We start from the raw sequence: 19,069 nt of genomic DNA on the forward strand, positions 1-19,069 counted from the left end.
GCCCCATGCTTGAAGCCCTGCTGTTCGACCTCGATGGCACCCTGACCGACACCGATACCCTGCATTTGCAGGCACTGCAGCAGTTGCTGCGTGAGCAGGGTCGCGAACTGAGCGAGGCCGAGTTCGACGCCCACGTCAGTGGCCGGGCCAACGCCGACATGTGCCGCTACCTGTTCCCCGGGCGCCCGGTGGCCGAGCATGAGGCGTTCGCCGACCGCAAGGAGGCGCGCTTTCGTGCGCTGTCGCCGACCTTGCAGCCCACTGCCGGCCTCGAACGCCTGCTGGCGCATGCCGAGCGCCGCGGCATCGGCATGGCCGTGGTCACCAATGCGCCACGGGCCAATGCGCAGCACATGCTGGCAGCCATGGGCCTGGCCCAGCGCTTCGAGCATGTGCTGGTGGCCGAGGAACTGGCACGGGCCAAGCCCGATCCCCTGCCCTACCTCACCGGCCTGGAACGCCTGGGGGCCAGGGCAGACCATGCGCTGGCGTTCGAGGATTCGGTGCCGGGCGTGACGGCAGCGAGCCGCGCGGGGATCCTTACCGTGGGCCTGTCGACCAGCCAGGCGCCGCAGGTGCTGCTGGAGGCCGGTGCGCAGCTGGTGGTGAAGAACTTCGACGATGAGCGCCTGTGGCAACTGATTGCGCAGATGAGCGGCTGAAGCCACCCACCGCGCCGGTTTCGCCAGCCAGGCTGGCACGTGCACCATCGGGGGTCACCTTCGAGCGGTGCACGTTCGCTGTCGGTGCACCCCTGAGCCGGCCAATTCACAAAACATGACCAACGGGTCACATTTATCCCGCCCCTCTCCTACACTGTTCAATCGACCTGATACCGTCCGGAAAACTCGATCGAAAATAGTCGAAACTTCTGCAAACCCGGTAGGTCAGCAACTAAGTAGGCCAACGACTCTGGTTACCCAGGCGCAGCCCACCCCCCACTCGTCAGCACGCCATCGGCAGGAGCGCCGGCTGGCGTAGCGCTTGCACGTGTGTCCGGGGCGTTTCACCGCATCACATGACATAGCGAGAACAACAGTACAGACATGCAGCGGGTGGGATACGCCCGCAGAACAAGGGACGGAGACAAGTATGATCAGCGCCGCTGTCGAACCTCATGTAGAGCATTTCAACCCGGATACCAGCGCGCAGGTGCGTGCTGCCCAGATCGTCACGACAGCCAAGGCCCCTGCCCTCGATACCCGGCGCAACCCGAACAAGCGCAAGGTGCTGTTCGTGACCTCGGAAATCGCCGACCTGGTCAAGACCGGCGGCCTGGGCGACGTCTCCGCCGCCCTGCCCCGCGCCATGCGCCACCTGCACGATGTACGCGTGCTGATCCCCGGCTACCCGCAGGTACTCGAAAGCGACAACCCGATCCACCTGGTGGGCGAGCTGGGCGGCCATGCCGCACTGCCCCCGTGCAAGATCGGGCGCATGGACCTGGCCGACGGTCTGGTCATCTATGTACTGATCTGCCCCGAGCTGTACCAGCGCGAAGGCACCCCCTACGGCGCCAACAATGGCCGTGACTGGCCCGACAACCATATCCGCTTCGCCCGCCTGGGCCTGGCCGCCGCCGAAATCGCCGCGGGCGAGGGCATGGTGCACTGGAAGCCCGATCTGGTGCACGCCCACGACTGGCCTGCCGGCCTGGCCCCGGCCTACATGCACTGGCGCGGCCTGAACACCCCCACCCTGTTCACCATCCACAACCTGGCCTACCAGGGGGTGGTCAGCCGCGGCTGCTGCCCGGAACTGGCGATTCCCGAACACGCCCTGCAACAGGAAGGCATGGAGTTCTACGGCAAGCTGTCGTTTCTCAAGGCCGGCCTGGCCTACTCCAGCCACATCACCACGGTCAGCGCCACCTATGCCCGGGAAATCACCACCCCGGCCTTCGGCTGCGGGCTCGACGGTTTTCTTGGCAGCAAGGCGCAGCAGGGCCTGCTCAGCGGCATCCCCAACGGCATCGACGAAAGCTGGGATTCGGCCACCGACACCCACCTGACCCACCGCTTCAGCATCAACGACTGGGAAGGCAAGGCGGCCAACAGCAGCCAGGTGCGCGAGCTGTTCGAGCTGGAGCCCTCCACCGGCCCGCTGTTCGCCGTGGTCTCGCGCCTGGTGTACCAGAAGGGCCTGGACCTGACCCTGGGGGTGGCCGAGTACATCGTCGAACAGGGCGGCCAGATCGCCATCATCGGCCGCGGCGAACCGGAGGAAGAACAAGCCATGCGCGAGCTGGCCAGCCGCTTCCCGGGCCGCGTGGGGGTGCGCATCGGCTTCAACGAGACCGACGCACGGCGCATGTTCGCCGGCAGCGACTTTCTGCTGATGCCCTCGCGCTACGAGCCCTGCGGCCTGAGCCAGATGTACGCGCAGCGCTTCGGCTCGCTGCCGGTGGCGCGCAACACCGGCGGCCTGGCCGACACCATCGAGAATGGCGTCACCGGCTTTCTGTTCGACGAATCGAGCGTGGAGAGCTACCGCGAAGCACTCTCGCGGGCCTTCTACGTATACGGCAAGAAACACTTGCTCAATGCCATGCGCTGCCTGGCCATGACCCAGCCATTCAACTGGTGTCAGGCCGTGGAACCCTATGCCCACCTGTACGAGGAACTGGTGACGCGCGCCACGCTCAACGCAGGCTGAGGAGAACTGCCGTATGCCCTTCAGGTCACAGGAACACGCGACCCACGGGGCCGTGATGCTGGACAGCCACACCACCCGCTTCGCCCTCTGGGCGCCCGATGCCCGGCAGGTGGAGGTGGAATGTGAAAACGCCGCCCCGCAACCCATGCAGCGCAGTGACGACGGCTGGTTCGTGCTGCGCCTGCCCTGCCCGGCCGGTACGCGCTATCGCTACCGTATCGACGGCGACCTGTCGGTCGCCGACCCGGCCAGCCGTGCCCAGCCCGACGGCGTGCACGGCCCCAGCCAGGTGCTGGGCACCGAATATGCCTGGCAACACCCCGACTGGCAGGGCCGCCCCTGGCACGAGGCAGTCATCTATGAAGTGCACGTGGGCCTGCTGGGCGGTTACGCCGGCGTGGCCAGGCACCTGCCGCGCCTGGCCGCACTGGGCGTGACCGCCATCGAGCTGATGCCCATCGGGCAGTTTCCCGGCCAGCGCAACTGGGGCTATGACGGCGTGCTGCCGTTCGCCCCGCAAGCGAGCTATGGCACTGCGCAGCAACTCAAGGCGCTGATCGACCAGGCCCACGCGCTGGGGCTGATGGTGCTGCTGGATGTGGTGTACAACCACTTCGGCCCCGACGGCAATTACCTGCACCGTTATGCCCAGGGCTTCTTTCGCGAAGACCGGCATACGCCCTGGGGCGCGGCCATCGATTTTCGTCGCCGCCAGGTGCGCGACTTCTTCATCGAGAACGCCCTGATGTGGCTGCACGACTACCGCTTCGACGGCCTGCGCCTGGATGCGGTGCACGCCATCGACGACCCTGACTTTCTGCATGAGCTGGCCCGCCGCGTGCGCGCCAGCACCGCACCGGGCCGGCAGGTGTGGCTCACCCTCGAGAACGAGCGCAACCAGGCGCACCTGCTTCAGGAGGGCTACGACGCCCAGTGGAACGACGATGGCCACAACGCCCTGCACGTGCTGCTGACCGGCGAGCAGGAAGGCTACTACGTCGATTACCACGAGGCGCCGCTGAACAAGCTGGCGCGTTGCCTGAGCCAGGGGTTCGTGTTCCAGGGCCAGCCGGACCGCAACGGCGAACCGCGTGGCGAAGCCAGCGGCCACCTGCCGCCCAGTGCCTTCGTGCTGTTTCTGCAGAACCATGACCAGATCGGCAACCGCGCGCTGGGCGAGCGGCTCGAGCGCCTGTGCCCGCCCCAGGCCCTGCGCGCCGCCACCGGGCTGCTGTTGCTGGCACCGATGATCCCGCTGCTGTTCATGGGCGATGACTGGGGGTGCCGCCAGCCCTTCCTGTTCTTCACCGATCACCACGACGACCTTGCCACCGCCGTGCGCGAAGGCCGACGCGCCGAGTTCAAGGGGTTCAAGGCCTTCGCCGACCCCGAGCAACGGGCGCGCATCCCCGACCCGAACGCCGCCCAGACCTTCCTCGACTCGCAACCGCAATGGGGCGAGGACAGCGAGCAGTGGGTGGCGCTGTACCGTCGCCTGCTGTACCTGCGCCACCAGCACATCATCCCGCGCCTGCCGGGCACCCGCGCCCTGGGCGCCCAGGTGGTCGACGGCCAGGGCGTGAGCGCCCGCTGGCAACTGGGCGATGGCAGCGAGCTGCGCATCGACCTCAACCTCGGCCAGCAGCCACTGGCCCTGGACCTGCCGGCCCGCGAGCGGCACCTGTTCGAAAGTTGCGAACTGCCCCCGGGCCCACCCTGCCTGCCGCCGTTGAGCTGCGTGGTGAGCCTGACCCCTTCCTGCCCCACGGAGCCTGTGCATGCCTGACCTACCCTTGCTGCAACTGGCCGAACGCGCTGGCCTGGCGGTGGACTGGATCGACGCCAACGGGCGCGCCCAGCGTGTCAGCGAACCGGTCCTGCGGCGCATCCTGGCCGCCCTTGGCCACCCGGCCGCCGACGACATCGCCATCGCCAACAGCCTCAAGGCCCTGGAAAAAGCCCACGATTCCCGTCACCTGCCGCCACTGCTGACGGTCGACCAGCACCAGCCGCTGGACCTGTCGCGCTACTTCGCGGCCAACAGCCGCTGCGAGGTGCAGCACGAGGACGGCACCCGCCAGCAGCTGCAGCTGGATGCCCAGGCCCTGCTGCCGCCAGGGCTGCCACTGGGGTATCACCAGCTGCATATCGACGCCACCACCTTCACCCTGGCCGTGGCCCCGGCGCAGTGCTACAGCCTGGCCGATGCGCTGGGCACCCCGCACCCACGGTGCTGGGGCCTGAGTGCCCAGCTGTACAGCCTGCGCCGCCCGGGCGACGGCGGGCTGGGCGACTGCCTGGCACTGGAGGGCCTGGCACGCAGCGCCGCCGAGCGTGGCGCCACGGCCCTGGCCATCAGCCCGGTGCACGCCATGTTCACCCGCAACCACCCCAGCTACAGCCCGTATTCGCCGTCCAGCCGGCTGTTTCTGAACAGCCTGTATGCCAGCCCCCAGGCGGTGATCGACGAGCGCACGGTGCGCATCACGGTCCAGGCCCTGGGCCTTGAGGCCCAGCTCGAACAGCTCGAAGGCCTGCCATTGATCGACTGGCCACGGGCGGCCGGGGCACGCCAGCAGATATTGCAGGCGCTGTACCAGGGCTTTATCAAGGGCGAGCAACCGCAGCGCGCCGACTTCGACAGCTTTCGCCACGCCGGCGGCCAGGCGCTGGAAGACCACTGCCGCTTCGAAGCGCTGCTCGATGCCGCCGCCGAACGCGGCGAAAGCCAGGACTGGCGCCAGTGGCCGGCCGCCTGGCTCGACCCGCGCAGCGCCGAGATTGCCGCGTTTGCCGCCGACCACGTCGAGCAGATCGGCTTCTATGCCTTCTGCCAGTGGCTGATCGCGCGCAGCCTGGAGCGTGCCCAGGAAGCGGCGCGCGGCAGCGGCATGGCGGTGGGCCTGATCGCCGACCTGGCAGTGGGGGCCGACGGTACCGGCAGCCAGGCCTGGAGCCGCCAGGACGAGCTGCTGGCCGAGCTGCACGTCGGCGCCCCGCCCGACATCCTCAACCGATCGGGGCAAAGCTGGGGCATCTGCGCGTTCTCCCCCGAGGGCCTGCGCCGCAACGGCTACCGCGCCTTCATCGAGATGCTGCGGGCCAACTTCGCCCACGCCGGGGGCCTGCGCATCGACCATGTAATGGGCCTGCAGCGCCTGTGGCTGATCCCCCAGGGCGCCGCCCCCAGCGAAGGCGCCTACCTGCACTACCCACTGGACGACCTGCTGCGCCTGCTGGCCCTGGAGTCGGTGCGCCACAAGGCCATCGTGCTCGGCGAAGACCTGGGCACGGTGCCCGAAGGCCTGCGCGAAAAGCTCGCGGCCCGCGCGATCCTGGGCATGCGTGTGCTGCTGTTCGAGCAGGACCCGCCCGGGCAGTTCACCCCCATCCTCGACTGGCCCGACAACGCCCTGGCCACCACCAGCACCCACGACCTGCCCCCGCTGGCAGGCTGGCTGCAGGCTCGCGACATCGACTGGGGCCAGCGCCTGGGGGCGATCGACGCGATCACCGAGCGCGACTGGCGCGACAGCCGCCAGCATGAAATCCAGGGCCTGCGTCGCCTGCTGCACAGCAGCTACGGCGACACCAGCAGCGAAGCCGACACCCTGATCGACGCCAGCCTGCGCCTGCTCGGGCATACCCGCGCGCCGCTGGTGCTGGTACCGCTGGAAGACCTGCTGGGCGTGGACGAACAACCCAACCTGCCCGGCACCGTCGACACCCACCCCAACTGGCGCCGCCGCTTCGCGTTGCCCGCCGCACAGCTGCTGGACGACAGCGATGCGGCGCGACGCCTCGAGCTGCTGGCCCAGGCCCGTGAACAAGCCTTCGAGCGTGACCGATGAACAGCCTCACCGCCACACTGCGCCTGCAATTTCATGCCGACTTCAGCCTCGACGATGCGGTGCCGCTGGTGCCCTACTTCGCCCGGCTGGGCATCAGCCACCTGTACGCCTCGCCCCTGTTGCAGGCGCGGCCCGGTTCGCGCCACGGCTACGACGTGGTCGACCCGACCCGGGTGAGCCCCGAACTGGGTGGCGAGGCGGCGCTGGAACGCCTGGTGGCCGCGCTGCGCCAGCACGGCATGGGCCTGATCCTGGACATCGTGTCCAACCACATGGCCGTGGGCGGCGCACACAACCCCTGGTGGCAGGACCTGCTGGCCTGGGGCCGGCGCAGCCCCTACGCCGAGTTCTTCGACATCCAGTGGCATTCGCCCGACCCGTTGCTCAAAGGCCAGTTGCTGTTGCCGTTCCTGGCCAGCGACTATGGCGCAGTGCTGCAGGCCGGGGAAATCCCGCTGCGTTTCGACGCCCGCCACGGGCGCTTTCACATCGAGCACCACGAACACCGCTTCCCGATCAGCCCGCCGGACTATGCGCGCATCCTGTGCGTCAGCGGCCACCCCGAGCTGAGCGAGCTGGGGGCACGCTTTGCCGCCTTCGAGGGCCAGCGCCACGCCCCGGCCAACGTCGAGGCGGTGCACCAGGCCCTGGCCGAACTGGCCCGCGAGCCGCGCATCGGCCAGGCCATCGAACAGGTGCTGGCCGCCTTCGACGGGCGCACCCCCAGCGGTTTCGAGCACCTGCATCAACTGCTCGAACAGCAGCACTACCGCCTGGCCAGCTGGCGCACCGCCGGTGACGACATCAACTGGCGGCGCTTTTTCGACGTCAACGAGCTGGGCGGCCTGCGCGTGGAGCGCCCGGCGGTGTTCGAGGCCACCCATGCCAAGGTGTTCGAGCTGATCGAGCGCGGCCTGGTCGACGGCCTGCGCATCGACCACATCGACGGCCTGGCCGACCCACGCGGTTACTGCCGCAAGCTGCGCCGACGCGTCGACGGCCTGCTCCCACGCCGGCCGCTGAGCGCTGCGCTCGAGCACTTTCCGATCTACGTGGAGAAGATCCTCGGCCCCGGCGAGCGCCTGCACGACGACTGGCGGGTGGACGGCAGCACCGGCTACGAATTCATGAACCAGGTCTCGCTGCTGCAGCATGACCCGCAGGGCGAAGCCGAACTGACCGCGCTGTGGCACGACCTGAGCGAGCGCCCGGCGTTCGTCGAGGAACTGCGCCTGGCCCGCCAGCTGGTGCTCAATGCCAGCCTGGCCGGCGACTTCGAATCGGTGGCCCAGGCCCTGCTGCAGGTGGCGCGCAACGACATCATGAGCCGCGACCTGACCCTGGGCGCCATCCGCCGCGCGTTGCAGGCGCTGGTGGAGCACTACCCGGTGTACCGCACCTACATCAATGCCTGCGGGCGCCCGGCGATGGACGAGGGGTTCTTCCAGCAGGCCCTGGCCGATGCGCGTTCGAGCCTGGGCGAAGCCGACTGGCCGCTGCTGGACTACCTGCAGCGCTGGCTGGGCGGCCAGCCCTGGCGCGAGCTGGGCCCGGGGCGGGCGCGCAAGCAGTTGCGCCACGCCTGCGTGCGCTTCCAGCAGCTGACCTCGCCCACCGCCGCCAAGGCCGTCGAAGACACCGCCTTCTATCGCTCGGCGGTGCTGTTGTCGCGCAACGACGTGGGCTTCGACGCCGAGCGCTTCAGCGCGCCGGCCGAGGCCTTCCATGCCAGTTGCCAGCAACGCCTGGCGCACTTCCCCGACAACCTGCTGGCCACCGCCACCCATGACCACAAGCGTGGCGAAGACTGCCGCGCACGCCTGGCGGTGATCAGCGAACGCAGCCACTGGTTCTGCCAGCGCGTGGAGCTGTGGCGTGAACTGGCCTCGCCCCTGCGCACACAACTGGCCGATGGCGTGGCACCGAGTGCCGGTGATGAACTGCTGCTGTACCAGACCCTGCTCGGCAGTTGGCCGATGACGCTGCGCTGCGATGACACCCACGCCTTGCGCGGCTACGCCGAACGCCTGCGCCAATGGCAGCGCAAAGCCCTGCGCGAGGCCAAGCTGCGCAGCAGCTGGAGCGCCCCCAACGAGGCCTACGAGCAGGCCTGCGCACGCTTCATCGACGCCCTGCTGCTGGAGCCGCAATGCCAGCAGCTGCGCCAGTCGGTGGCCGAGGCGGCGCAGGCCCTGGCCTGCCCGGGCGCGCTCAACAGCCTGGTGCAGAGCCTGCTGCGCATGACCGTGCCGGGGGTGCCCGACCTGTACCAGGGCAACGAATGCTGGGACCTGAGCCTGGTCGACCCGGACAACCGCCGCGCGGTGGACTACGCCGCGCGCCGCCAGGCCCTGGACGACAGCCTGCCCCCCGCCGAACTGCTCGGGCACTGGCAGGACGGGCGGGTCAAGCAGGCCCTGATCGCCCAGCTGCTGGAGCAGCGCCGGGCCTACCCCGAGCTGTTTCGCCACGGCCGCTACCAACCCCTGGAGGTACGCGGCAAACACGCCGAGCGGGTGCTCGCCTTTGCCCGTATCGGCGAGGCGCAACGTGCGGTGGTGGTGGTGCCGCGGCTGGCCTCGGGCCTGCTGGGCAACGCCACGCAACCCTTGATCCCGGCACAGAACTGGGACGATACCCGTGTGCTTTTACCGTTCGCCTTGTGCGCTGCCAATTGCACGGGACTTTTCGCCCAGGGCGCAGTCACACCCTCTAACGAGCTGTGGCTGAGCACTGCGCTCAAAGCCTTCCCCGTCAATCTCTTCATAGAACAGACTGAGTCATCAGGAGCGTCGAGATGAGTGCTGAGGAAAAACGTATCCGCGAATTCGCCTACCAGATCTGGGAGTCGGAAGGTAAACCCGAAGGCCAGGAGGAGCGCCACTGGGAGATGGCGCGCAAGTTGGCCGAAGCCGAGGCCATTGCGCCCAAGGCCGCCCCGCGCAAGCCCCGTACCACCCCGCCAGGCGCACCGCCGGTAGCCCCTGGCGCCAAGCCAAAGCCCGGCGCCGCCGCGTCCAAGGCCAAGCCGCCGGCCCCTGCGGCCAAGCCCGACCCGGCAAAGAAGCCGCGTACCGCGAAGAAGCCCGCCACGCCCTGACGCCGCCGTACCTTGCGTCACTACCGCCCCGGGGCAGCGCAACGCTGCCCCGGCGCCCAGTGCGTCGCCTTTCGCCCCCCAAGGATCGCTACAAGGATTGCCATGACCCAGCCCAAGTCCAAACACAACACCCAGCCCGACGCCGTTGAACCTTCGCGCATCCGCGAGGGCCTGCCCTTCCCCCTGGGCGCCACCTGGGACGGCCTGGGTGTGAACTTCGCACTGTTCTCGGCCAACGCCACCAAGGTCGAACTGTGCCTGTTCGACGCCAGCGGCGAACATGAGCTCGAGCGCATCGAACTGCCCGAGTACACCGACGAGATCTACCACGGCTACCTGCCCGACGCGCACCCGGGGCAGATCTACGGTTACCGCGTGTACGGCCCCTACGAGCCGCAGAACGGGCACCGTTTCAACCCCAACAAGCTGCTGATCGACCCGTATGCCAAGCAGCTGGTCGGCGAGCTGCGCTGGTCCGAGGCGTTGTTCGGCTACACCATCGGCCACCCCGATGGCGACCTCAGTTTCGACGAGCGTGACAGTGCGCCGTTCGTGCCCAAGTGCAAGGTCATCGACCCGGCCTACACCTGGGGCCGCGACCAGCGCGTGGGCGTGCCGTGGGACCGTACCGTGTTCTACGAAGCGCACGTGCGCGGCATCAGCATGCGTCACCCGGCGGTGCCGGAAGCGGCGCGCGGTACCTTCGCCGGGCTGATGAACGACGAGCTGCTGGGGCACATCAAGGGCCTGGGCGTCAGCTCCATCGAGCTGCTGCCGATCCACGCCTTCGTCAACGACCAGCACCTGCTGCAAAAGGGCCTGAACAACTACTGGGGCTACAACAGCATCGCCTTCTTCGCGCCCCACCCGCGCTACCTGGCCAACGGCAAGATCGCCGAGTTCAAGGAGATGGTTGCGCACCTGCACGACGCCGGCCTGGAGGTGATTCTGGACGTGGTCTACAACCACACCGCCGAAGGCAACGAGCAGGGCCCCACGCTGTCGATGCGCGGTATCGACAACGCCTCGTACTACCGCCTGATGCCCGACGACAAGCGCTACTACATCAACGACTCGGGCACCGGCAACACCCTGGACCTGAGCCACCCCTGCGTACTGCAACTGGTCACCGACTCGCTGCGCTACTGGGCAGGCGAGATGCACGTTGATGGCTTTCGCTTCGACCTGGCGACCATCCTGGGCCGCTACCACGAAGGCTTCGACGAGCGGCACAGCTTTCTGGTGGCCTGTCGCCAGGACCCGCTGCTGAGCCAGGTCAAGCTGATTGCCGAACCCTGGGACTGCGGCCCCGGTGGCTACCAGGTGGGCAACTTCGCGCCGGGCTGGGCCGAATGGAACGACCGCTTTCGCGACACCGTGCGCGCCTTCTGGAAAGGCGACGAAGGCCAGCTGGCCGACTTTGCCGCGCGCATGACCGCCTCCGGCGAGTTGTTCAACCGCCGCGGCCGGCGCCCCTATGCCTCGGTCAACTTCATCACCGCCCACGACGGCTTCACCCTGCGCGACCTGGTGTCGTACAACGACAAGCACAACGAGGACAACGACGAGAACAACCAGGACGGCAGCAACAACAACATCTCCTGGAACCACGGGGTCGAGGGGCCCACCGACGACCCCGAGATCAACAGCCTGCGCCAGCGCCAGATGCGCAACTTCTTCGCCACCCTGCTGCTGGCCCAGGGCACGCCGATGATCGTGGCCGGCGACGAGTTCAGCCGCACCCAGCACGGCAACAACAACGCCTACTGCCAGGACAGCGAGATCGGCTGGATCAACTGGGACCTGGACGAGCAAGGCAGCGCCCTGCTCAAGTTCGTCAAGCGCCTGACCAAGCTGCGCCTGGCCTACCCGATCCTGCGCCGCAGCCGCTTCCTGGTGGGCGACTACAACGAGGCGATCGGGGTCAAGGACGTGACCTGGCTGGCGCCGGACGCCAGCGAGATGAGCGTGGAACAGTGGGAAGACCCGCAAGGGCGCTGCCTGGGCATGCTCATGGACGGGCGCGCGCAGGTCAGCGGCATCCTGCGCCCGGGGGCAGACGCCACCTTGCTGCTGATCGTCAACGCGCACCACGACGGCGTGGACTTCACCCTGCCCGACGTGCCCGAGGGCGAGTACTGGAACTGCCTGATCGACACCGACCGGCCGCAGCTGCGCAAGGCCCAGCGCCTGGAATTCGGCAGCGTGTTCAACGTCACCGGACGCTCGTTGCTGCTGTTGGAACTGCAACGGGACGAGGATGCCTGACGCTTTAGCAATCATTCGAAATAGCCAGCCGCGTTGTCATTCGCAACGCGGCTATGCCCATTCAGTAACCGCTATTTTTCAACCGCTTACCCCCTCCAACACGGGCATCACAAAATAATCACACAATCTTGACGCCTGCCTGCGACTCTCCTTAGCTACACCTAGAACCACCGTGTTCAACTTCATTCCGGGCCTCTGGCACGCGGCTTTGCGCGCGCCATGGGGCAGGTTTGCTGGTTTGGGTCGCTCTCTGTTCCTGCCTTACAGCCCGTGACATCAGGCCAGACCTTTGGCTGTAACACACAGAGGAGATCGGCCATGAAAAGCGCACCCTGCCCTTCGGGGCTCGAGTATGTTTTCTACGCACTGTCGACGTCGCTGCTGCTGGCAACCCCGCTGGAAAGCCTGGCGGCGGGGCTGGAAGACGACGACCCGATGTTCAACCCGGCACACGGCCTGGCGCTGCCGTCGCTGGTCCCGGCCAGCGTGTCGGGGCTGAGCCTGGGCACGCTGGGGGCGTTTTCCGAACGCCTGGCAGAGCGCACGGCGGTGTTCGGCGACGAAGGCATTGCCAGCCAGTGGGCGCAGTTCTTTCCCACCCCGGTCAGGACTGCCCCGCAACGCCTGGATGCCCCCAACCAGAACCTGCAGATCGCCCCCGACCTGTTCGTGCGGGAAACCGCCGGCGGCAACACCCACCGCGCCGGGATCTTCATGGGCCACAGCAACCTGCAGGGCGGCCTGGACAATCGCCGGCCACAGCTGGGTGACAAGCAGAACGCCGTGCGCCTGGAAGGGCAAAGCCTGGGCATGTACTGGAGCCTGCAGCATGACCAGGGCTGGCATGTGGATGCGGTGGCCATGGGCACCCGTTTCGACGCCAGCGGGCGCGGCAGCGACGGCGAACGGCTCGATGGCAACGGCCACGCGCTGACATTCTCGGTGGAGGGCGGCTTCCCCATCGGCCTGGGCAAGCACTGGGTGATCGAGCCCCAGGCGCAGTTGATCAACCAGCAGTACTACCCCGGCAACGACGCCCAGGCCCAGACCCTGCAGGCCTATGACAGCCAGCCGAGCTGGACCGGCCGGGTGGGCGCGAAGCTGTCGGCCCGCTACGAGGTGCGCGGCATGCCCATCGAACCCTATGTGCGCACCAACGTGTGGTACGACTTCTCGAACGCCGACACGGTGAGCCTGGACAAGGTCGACAAGATCAGCAGCGGACGCAACGCCACCACCGTGGAGGTGGGCCTGGGCCTGGTGGCACGGGTGACGCCCAAGGTGGCGCTGTTTGTCAGTGCCGATTACAGCAGCGACGTGGACGACAACGACTTGAACGGGTTGATCGGCAATCTGGGGGTGCGTGTGCGCTGGTGAGCGGCGCTGAATGCATCGCGGGTCAGGCCCGCGATGCGACACGCATACCCCCGTCAACCTGAGGTTGACAGCTTATGTATACTGGCCGGCCATGCCCTCGCCAAGGACACCCCAGCGCATGACCGAAAACAGCTTCGCCTTTCGCCTCAAGGAACTGCTCGAACACCACAAGCTGACGCTGCAGGCGGTAGGCACGGCCCTGGGGATCTCGCGCACCGCCGTGCACAAATGGACCCGCGGCGGCGAGATCGACTATGCCAACCTGCGCAAGCTGGCCGACTTTCTCAAGGTCAACTGGATCTGGCTGCGCTACGGCGAAGAAGCCCTGCAGGACGTGCAGCAGACCCAGGTGGTGGAGCTGCCGATGACCGACCTGCGCCGGCGCTACACCGCCGAGATCATGGAGAGCGAAACCCGCATGAAGCTGGCCCAGGAAGGCGCCCGCATCGTGACCTGGGAATGGAACCTGATCAGCGACGAACTCACCTACTCGCCCAACGTCGAGGCCGTGTACGGCTGGCAGGTGATCCGCAACGAAGACTTCTGGGTGCACCTGCCCCCCGAGGACGTCGAGATGCTGCAGGCGCTGTACAGCAAGACCCTGCTCGAAGGCGAAGGCTGCGAGTGCGACTTTCGCATCTATCGCCCCGACGGCGAGATGCGCTGGATCGCCTCCCGCGCCACGGTGGTGCGCGACAGCGCCGGGCGCGCGGTGAAGATGGTCGGCATCAGCATGGACAACACCGAGCGCAAGGTCGCCGAAGAGCAACTGCGCAACAGCGAGGAACGTTTTCGCGCCATCTTCGAACTGGCCTGGGGCGCGCTGGCCTACATCGACCCGGACGGCACCTGGCAGCGGGTCAACGGCAGCTTCTGCGAGCTGCTGGGCTACAGCGCCGAAACGCTGTACGGCATGACCTTCCAGCAACTGACCCACCCCGACGACCTGGCCGCCAACCTGCAGTTGCTGCAGCGCCTGCTGGCCGGCGAGATCGAGCGCTACGAAGTGGAAAAGCGCGTGCGCCACAAGCAGGGCCACTACATCTGGGTACGTGCACGTACCGCCCTGCAGCGCCGCCAGGACGGCCAGCCGCAGCATCTGATCAGCGTGTTCGAGGACATCGGCGCCGAACGCCAGGAACGCGAACGCCTGCAGGCACGTATCGAGGCGCTTGAAGCACAGCGCGGGGCTTCGCAGGCATGAGCCGCTTCGTGGGGGTGTTTCACTTGCGAAGCCGGCATGCCGTGGACAGGGGCTTCAAGGTGCACGCGCTACACAGCGACAATCATGCCGATGCGCACCTTGAAGCGGGCGACATACGCAATGAACAGGGCTACCAGGACGATCAGACCTGCGACTTCACCGTGATCGAGATTGCCAGCACTGCCCTGGCGCCCCGGCGCCTGAGCTGGCTAGAGCGCATCACGGGCAAGCTGCATGCATGACCCCATCCCTGATCTGACTGCGGGGCGCACATGAGCCGCTTTGTCGCTGTGTTTCACCACTGGCATATCACCAAACGCAACCTTGGCTTCGAGGTGCACAGCCTGGCAGGTCGCGATCAGGCACAGGCGCACCGCGAAGCCTGCGCACGGTTGGCCGATCAGGAAGTGAGCGATATCGTGCGCTGCGCCTTCACCCTGGTTGAGATCGGCGCGCATGAACACGTTGCGCGCCCGCTGAGCTGGCGCGAGCGCATCACCGGGCGTTTCGAGGGGCGTGGCTAGAGGCAGGTGGCCAACGCCGCCATGCGCCGCTGGGCCAATGCATCGTCCTTGAGGGTGTAGAACTTGACCACCGTGCCGCCGGCTTCGGCGCGCACATCGGCGAAGTATTCGGCATCGCGTGTCGACACCGTGGCCCCACCGTTGGGGCCGGCGTCGAGGTAGCCGCTGGCATCCACGCCGAAGACGGCTTCGTCCTGCCAACCGAACTGGATGCACTCGGCCACCAGCGGCTCGGCCTTGGCCGAGGTGAAGGTCTTGTGCGGTGCGCCCAGGCGAGCCTGGTTCATCGTCGACGAGGCGCATCCGGCCAGCACCAGTGCCGTACCCAATAGCATTGCTGCGCGCATGGTTGTCTCTCCCGTTGGTTGTGTGTCGGCAGCACCGGGCTCTTCGCTGGCCCTGCAGAAGCTGGCCTTGCCAGCGAAGAGGCCTGGCCTGCTGATTGAAAAAGGAGCGACTGTAGCATTGCCCCGGCCCCCGGTGAGAGAATGCCGCGCAGAAAAACGGACCCTCCCCCTGTGCCAAGGAACAGCACCATCCGAATCCTCTCGCTCGCCCTCATCGTCTCCACCCTCGCCCTCACCAGCTGCGGCACCATGATGCGCGGTGGGTACTGCGCCGAATGTGCATCCCCAGGCATGTACCGGGGCGTGCGCAACAACTTCTCGTTCCTGTTCAGCGCCACCTCGGCGCAGTTCTGCTGGCCGCTGATCGTGTGCCCGCTGGCGTTTATCGTCACCGCGCCCGTGGATATCGTGATCGATACCGCGATGATCCCCGCCGACCTCTCGCGCTGAGTGCCAAACAATCGAATCCCTCTATAGGTTCATCGACAAGGTCGATTAGTCACAAATTAAGTAAGGGCATAAACTGCCCCCGAATGCGCGCAATTCACCCACGATAGAAAGGGTCTTGGCGCGCACCCTCTGTGACTAGCCTGCATACCACTTACCGATCCTGACGCTGATCTCGGCGGGCCTGCGCGTGCGCGGCCGATTCTGGAGCTCGTTTGTACAAGGAGATAACCATGGGACTGGGCAGAAGACAGTTCTTCAAGCTGTGCACCGTCGGCGCTGCCACCGCCACTGCGGCCAGCCTGGGCTTCGCCCCGGGCATGGCCCAGGCCACCCAATCACGCCAGTACAAGCTGCTGCGCGCCAAGGAAACCCGCAACAACTGCACCTACTGCTCGGTGGGTTGCGGCGTGCTGATGTACAGCCTTGGCGACGGCGCCAAGAACGCCAAGGCGCGTATCTTCCACATCGAAGGCGACCCCGATCACCCGGTCAGCCGCGGCTCGCTGTGCCCCAAGGGCGCGGGCCTGGTGGACTACATCCACAGCGAACAACGCCTGCTCTACCCCGAATACCGCGCCCCTGGCTCGGACAAATGGCAGCGCATCAGCTGGGATCACGCCATCGAGCGCATCGCACGCCTGATGAAGGACGACCGTGACGCCAACTTCATCGAGAAGAACGACAAGGGCACCACGGTCAACCGCTGGCTGAGCACCGGCATGCTGTGCAGCTCGGCCGCCAGCAGCGAAACAGGCTCGCTGGACCAGCGCTTCACCCGCGCCCTGGGCATCCTGGGCACCGACAGCCAGGCCCGCGTGTGCCACGCCCCTACCGTCTCGGCGCTGGCGCCGACCTTCGGGCGCGGCGCCATGACCAACAACTGGGTCGACATCAAGAACGCCAACGTGGTGCTGATCATGGGCGGCAACCCCGCCGAGGCGCACCCGGTGGGCTTCAAGTGGGTGATCGAGGCCAAGATCCGCAATGGCGCCAAGGTCATCGTGGTGGACCCGCGCTTCAACCGCAGCGCCGCCGTGGCCGACATCTACTCGCCGATTCGCGCCGGCTCCGACGTGACCTTCCTGATGGGCGTGGTCAACTACCTGATCACCCACGACAAGATCCAGCACGACTACGTGCGCGCCTACACCAACGCCAGCCTGATCGTGCGCGAGGACTACAGCTTCGACGACGGCCTGTTCAGCGGCTACGACCCGGCCAAGCGCAGTTACGATCGCAGCTCCTGGACCTACGAGCTGGACGCCGACGGCTTCGCCAGGCGCGACATGACCCTGAGCCACCCGCGCTGCGTGTGGAACCTGCTCAAGGCCCACGTCAGCCGCTACACCCCGGACATGGTCACCAACATCTGCGGCACGCCCAAGGCCGACTTCCTGCAGATCTGCGAAATCCTCGGCACCACCAGTGCCCCGGACAAGACCGCCACCTTCCTCTACGCCCTGGGCTGGACCCACCACACCAACGGCGCGCAGATGATCCGAGGCTCGGGCATGATCCAGCTGCTGCTGGGCAACATCGGCATGGCCGGTGGCGGGGTCAACGCCCTGCGCGGCCACTCCAACATCCAGGGCTACACCGACCTGGGCCTGCTCTCGCTGCGCCTGCCCGGCTACATGAACCTGCCATCGGATGCGCAGACCGACCTGGCCACCTACCTCAAGCAGACCACGCCCAGCGCGGTGCTGCCCGACCAGGTCAACTACTACAAGCACACCCCCAAGTTCTTCGTCAGCCTGATGAAGAGCCTGTGGGGCGACAAGGCCACCAAGGACAACGACTGGGGCTTCGACTGGCTGCCCAAGTGGGACGACAGCTACGACGTGCTCAACTACAGCAACCGCATGTACGAGGGCAAGGTCAACGGCTACATCGCCCAGGGCTTCAACCCGGTGGCGGCGTTCCCGGACAAGAACAAGGCCCAGGCCGCGCTGGAGAAACTCAAGTTCCTGGTGATCATCGACCCGCTGGCCACCGAGACCTCGAGCTTCTGGCAGAACCACGGCGAGGAGCACGACGTGGACACCGCGGCGATCCAGACCGAAGTGTTCCGCCTGCCCTCCTCGTGCTTTGCCGAGGAAGACGGCTCGATCGTCAACTCCGGGCGCTGGCTGCAATGGCACTGGGCCGGCGCTGCGCCGCCCGGCGAGGCCTGGCACGACGGCAAGATCCTCGGCCACCTGTTCCTGAAGATCCGCGAGCTGTACGAGAAGGAAGGCGGTGCCAACCCCGCGCCGATCCTCAACATGGCCTGGGACTACGCCGACCCGTTCGACCCCAAGCCCGAGGAAGTGGCCAAGGAATCCAACGGCCGCGCCCTGGCCGACCTGCACGACGAACAGGGCAACCTGATTCTGCGCAAGGGCCAGTTGCTCGACGACTTCTCGCAGCTGCGCGACGACGGCACCACTGCCAGCTTCAACTGGATCTTCGCCGGCTCCTGGACCGAAAAGGGCAACCAGATGGCACGGCGCGACAACGCCGACAGCGGCCTGGGTTGCACCCCGGGCTGGGCCTGGGCGTGGCCGCAGAACCGGCGCATTCTCTACAACCGCGCCTCGGCCGACCCCCAGGGCAAGCCGTGGGACCCCAAGCGCAAGCTGATTGGCTGGGACGGGGCGCGCTGGAGCGGCGTGGACGTGCCGGACTTCGCCGTCACCGCTGCACCGGGCAGCAACACCAACCCGTTCATCATGCTGCCTGAAGGCCTGGGCCGGCTGTTCTCGGTGGGCGCGATGAACGACGGGCCGTTCCCCGAACACTACGAGCCCACCGAAAGCCCGCTGGCGAACAACCCGCTGCACCCGAACGTGACCTACAGCCCCACCGCGCGGGTGTACGAAAGCGATCGCAAGCGCATGGGCAGCCGTGAGCAGTTCCCGTATGTGGCCACCACCTACTCGATCACCGAGCTGTTCCGCCACTGGACCAAGCATGCGCGGCTCAACGCCATCGTGCAGCCCGAGCAGTTCATCGAGATCGGCGAGAAGCTGGCCGCCGACAAGGGCATCGTGCAGGGCGACCTGGTGCGCGTCAGCACCCAGCGTGGCTACATCAAGGCCAAGGCCGTGGTGACCAAGCGCATCCGCCGCCTGGCCATCGACGGGCAGGACGTCGACACCATCGGCATCCCCTGCCACTGGGGCTATGAAGGCACCACGCGCAAGGGCTTTCTGGCCAATACCCTGACCCCGGGGGTGGGCGATTCCAATACCCACACGCCGGAATACAAGGCGTTTCTCGTGAACATCGAAAAGGCCTGAGGGAGCGAACTT

The 19,069-nt window shown here is 67.0% G+C and carries 14 protein-coding genes; 13 read left to right on the plus strand and 1 reads right to left on the minus strand.

From position 1 onward, the window contains the following. The first annotated feature begins 5 nt into the window (after positions 1-5). The 11 genes from CR917_RS25165 to CR917_RS25215 all read left to right on the plus strand — a co-directional run bounded on the left by CR917_RS25165 (position 6) and on the right by CR917_RS25215 (position 14,979). Positions 6-662, plus strand: a complete 657-nt coding sequence (locus CR917_RS25165; RefSeq protein ID WP_043862947.1) for an HAD family phosphatase — start codon at positions 6-8, stop codon at positions 660-662. A gap of 430 nt (positions 663-1,092) precedes the next feature. Further along, entirely contained in the window at positions 1,093-2,655 is a 1,563-nt protein-coding gene (gene glgA, locus CR917_RS25170) for a glycogen synthase GlgA (protein WP_104573080.1), read from the plus strand. A 13-nt stretch (positions 2,656-2,668) separates the two neighbouring features. Then, positions 2,669-4,441 carry a malto-oligosyltrehalose trehalohydrolase gene (gene treZ / locus CR917_RS25175; protein ID WP_256589754.1) on the plus strand — a complete coding sequence of 591 codons (1,773 nt, stop codon included), beginning with the start codon at positions 2,669-2,671 and terminating at the stop codon, positions 4,439-4,441. Continuing rightward, entirely contained in the window at positions 4,434-6,506 is a 2,073-nt protein-coding gene (malQ, locus tag CR917_RS25180; RefSeq protein ID WP_054915393.1) for a 4-alpha-glucanotransferase, read from the plus strand. Before treZ ends, malQ begins: the two co-directional genes overlap by 8 nt. Further along, positions 6,503-9,307, plus strand: a complete 2,805-nt coding sequence (locus CR917_RS25185; RefSeq protein WP_104573078.1) for a malto-oligosyltrehalose synthase — start codon at positions 6,503-6,505, stop codon at positions 9,305-9,307. The genes malQ and CR917_RS25185 overlap by 4 nt, the downstream gene beginning before the upstream one ends. After that, positions 9,304-9,606 (plus strand): DUF2934 domain-containing protein, encoded by a 303-nt coding sequence (locus CR917_RS25190; RefSeq protein ID WP_043862952.1) that lies wholly within the window; start codon positions 9,304-9,306, stop codon positions 9,604-9,606. Before CR917_RS25185 ends, CR917_RS25190 begins: the two co-directional genes overlap by 4 nt. 102 nt (positions 9,607-9,708) lie before the next feature. Beyond that, a complete protein-coding gene (glgX, locus tag CR917_RS25195; protein ID WP_054915395.1) occupies positions 9,709-11,874 on the plus strand; it encodes a glycogen debranching protein GlgX in 2,166 nt (721 codons plus the stop codon). Positions 11,875-12,192: 318 nt separating this feature from the next. Beyond that, positions 12,193-13,251, plus strand: a complete 1,059-nt coding sequence (locus CR917_RS25200; protein WP_043862954.1) for an autotransporter outer membrane beta-barrel domain-containing protein — start codon at positions 12,193-12,195, stop codon at positions 13,249-13,251. A 118-nt stretch (positions 13,252-13,369) separates the two neighbouring features. Beyond that, a complete protein-coding gene (locus tag CR917_RS25205; protein ID WP_043862955.1) occupies positions 13,370-14,455 on the plus strand; it encodes a helix-turn-helix transcriptional regulator in 1,086 nt (361 codons plus the stop codon). A 59-nt stretch (positions 14,456-14,514) separates the two neighbouring features. Further along, positions 14,515-14,697 (plus strand): hypothetical protein, encoded by a 183-nt coding sequence (locus CR917_RS25210; protein ID WP_146095039.1) that lies wholly within the window; start codon positions 14,515-14,517, stop codon positions 14,695-14,697. Positions 14,698-14,727: 30 nt separating this feature from the next. After that, entirely contained in the window at positions 14,728-14,979 is a 252-nt protein-coding gene (locus CR917_RS25215) for a hypothetical protein (RefSeq protein ID WP_043862957.1), read from the plus strand. Here CR917_RS25215 and CR917_RS25220 read toward each other — a convergent pair. Continuing rightward, positions 14,976-15,326, minus strand: coding sequence for a hypothetical protein (locus tag CR917_RS25220; RefSeq protein WP_043862958.1), 351 nt, complete (start codon positions 15,324-15,326; stop codon positions 14,976-14,978). The two genes, CR917_RS25215 and CR917_RS25220, sit on opposite strands and share 4 nt — an antisense overlap. Positions 15,327-15,497: 171 nt before the next feature. Here CR917_RS25220 and CR917_RS25225 point away from each other — a divergent pair, with 171 nt between their 5' ends. Both CR917_RS25225 and fdnG read left to right on the plus strand, forming a co-directional pair. Further along, the gene (locus CR917_RS25225) at positions 15,498-15,776 is read left to right on the plus strand and encodes a YceK/YidQ family lipoprotein (protein ID WP_116054465.1); all 279 of its coding nucleotides are present in this window, start codon (positions 15,498-15,500) and stop codon (positions 15,774-15,776) included. Positions 15,777-16,006: 230 nt separating this feature from the next. Then, positions 16,007-19,057 carry a formate dehydrogenase-N subunit alpha gene (gene fdnG, locus CR917_RS25230; protein ID WP_078480172.1) on the plus strand — a complete coding sequence of 1,017 codons (3,051 nt, stop codon included), beginning with the start codon at positions 16,007-16,009 and terminating at the stop codon, positions 19,055-19,057. Positions 19,058-19,069 lie beyond the last annotated feature (12 nt).

The organism is Pseudomonas sp. BRM28, from assembly GCF_002939405.1.
In the GTDB taxonomy this organism is placed as follows: domain Bacteria; phylum Pseudomonadota; class Gammaproteobacteria; order Pseudomonadales; family Pseudomonadaceae; genus Aquipseudomonas; species Aquipseudomonas palmensis.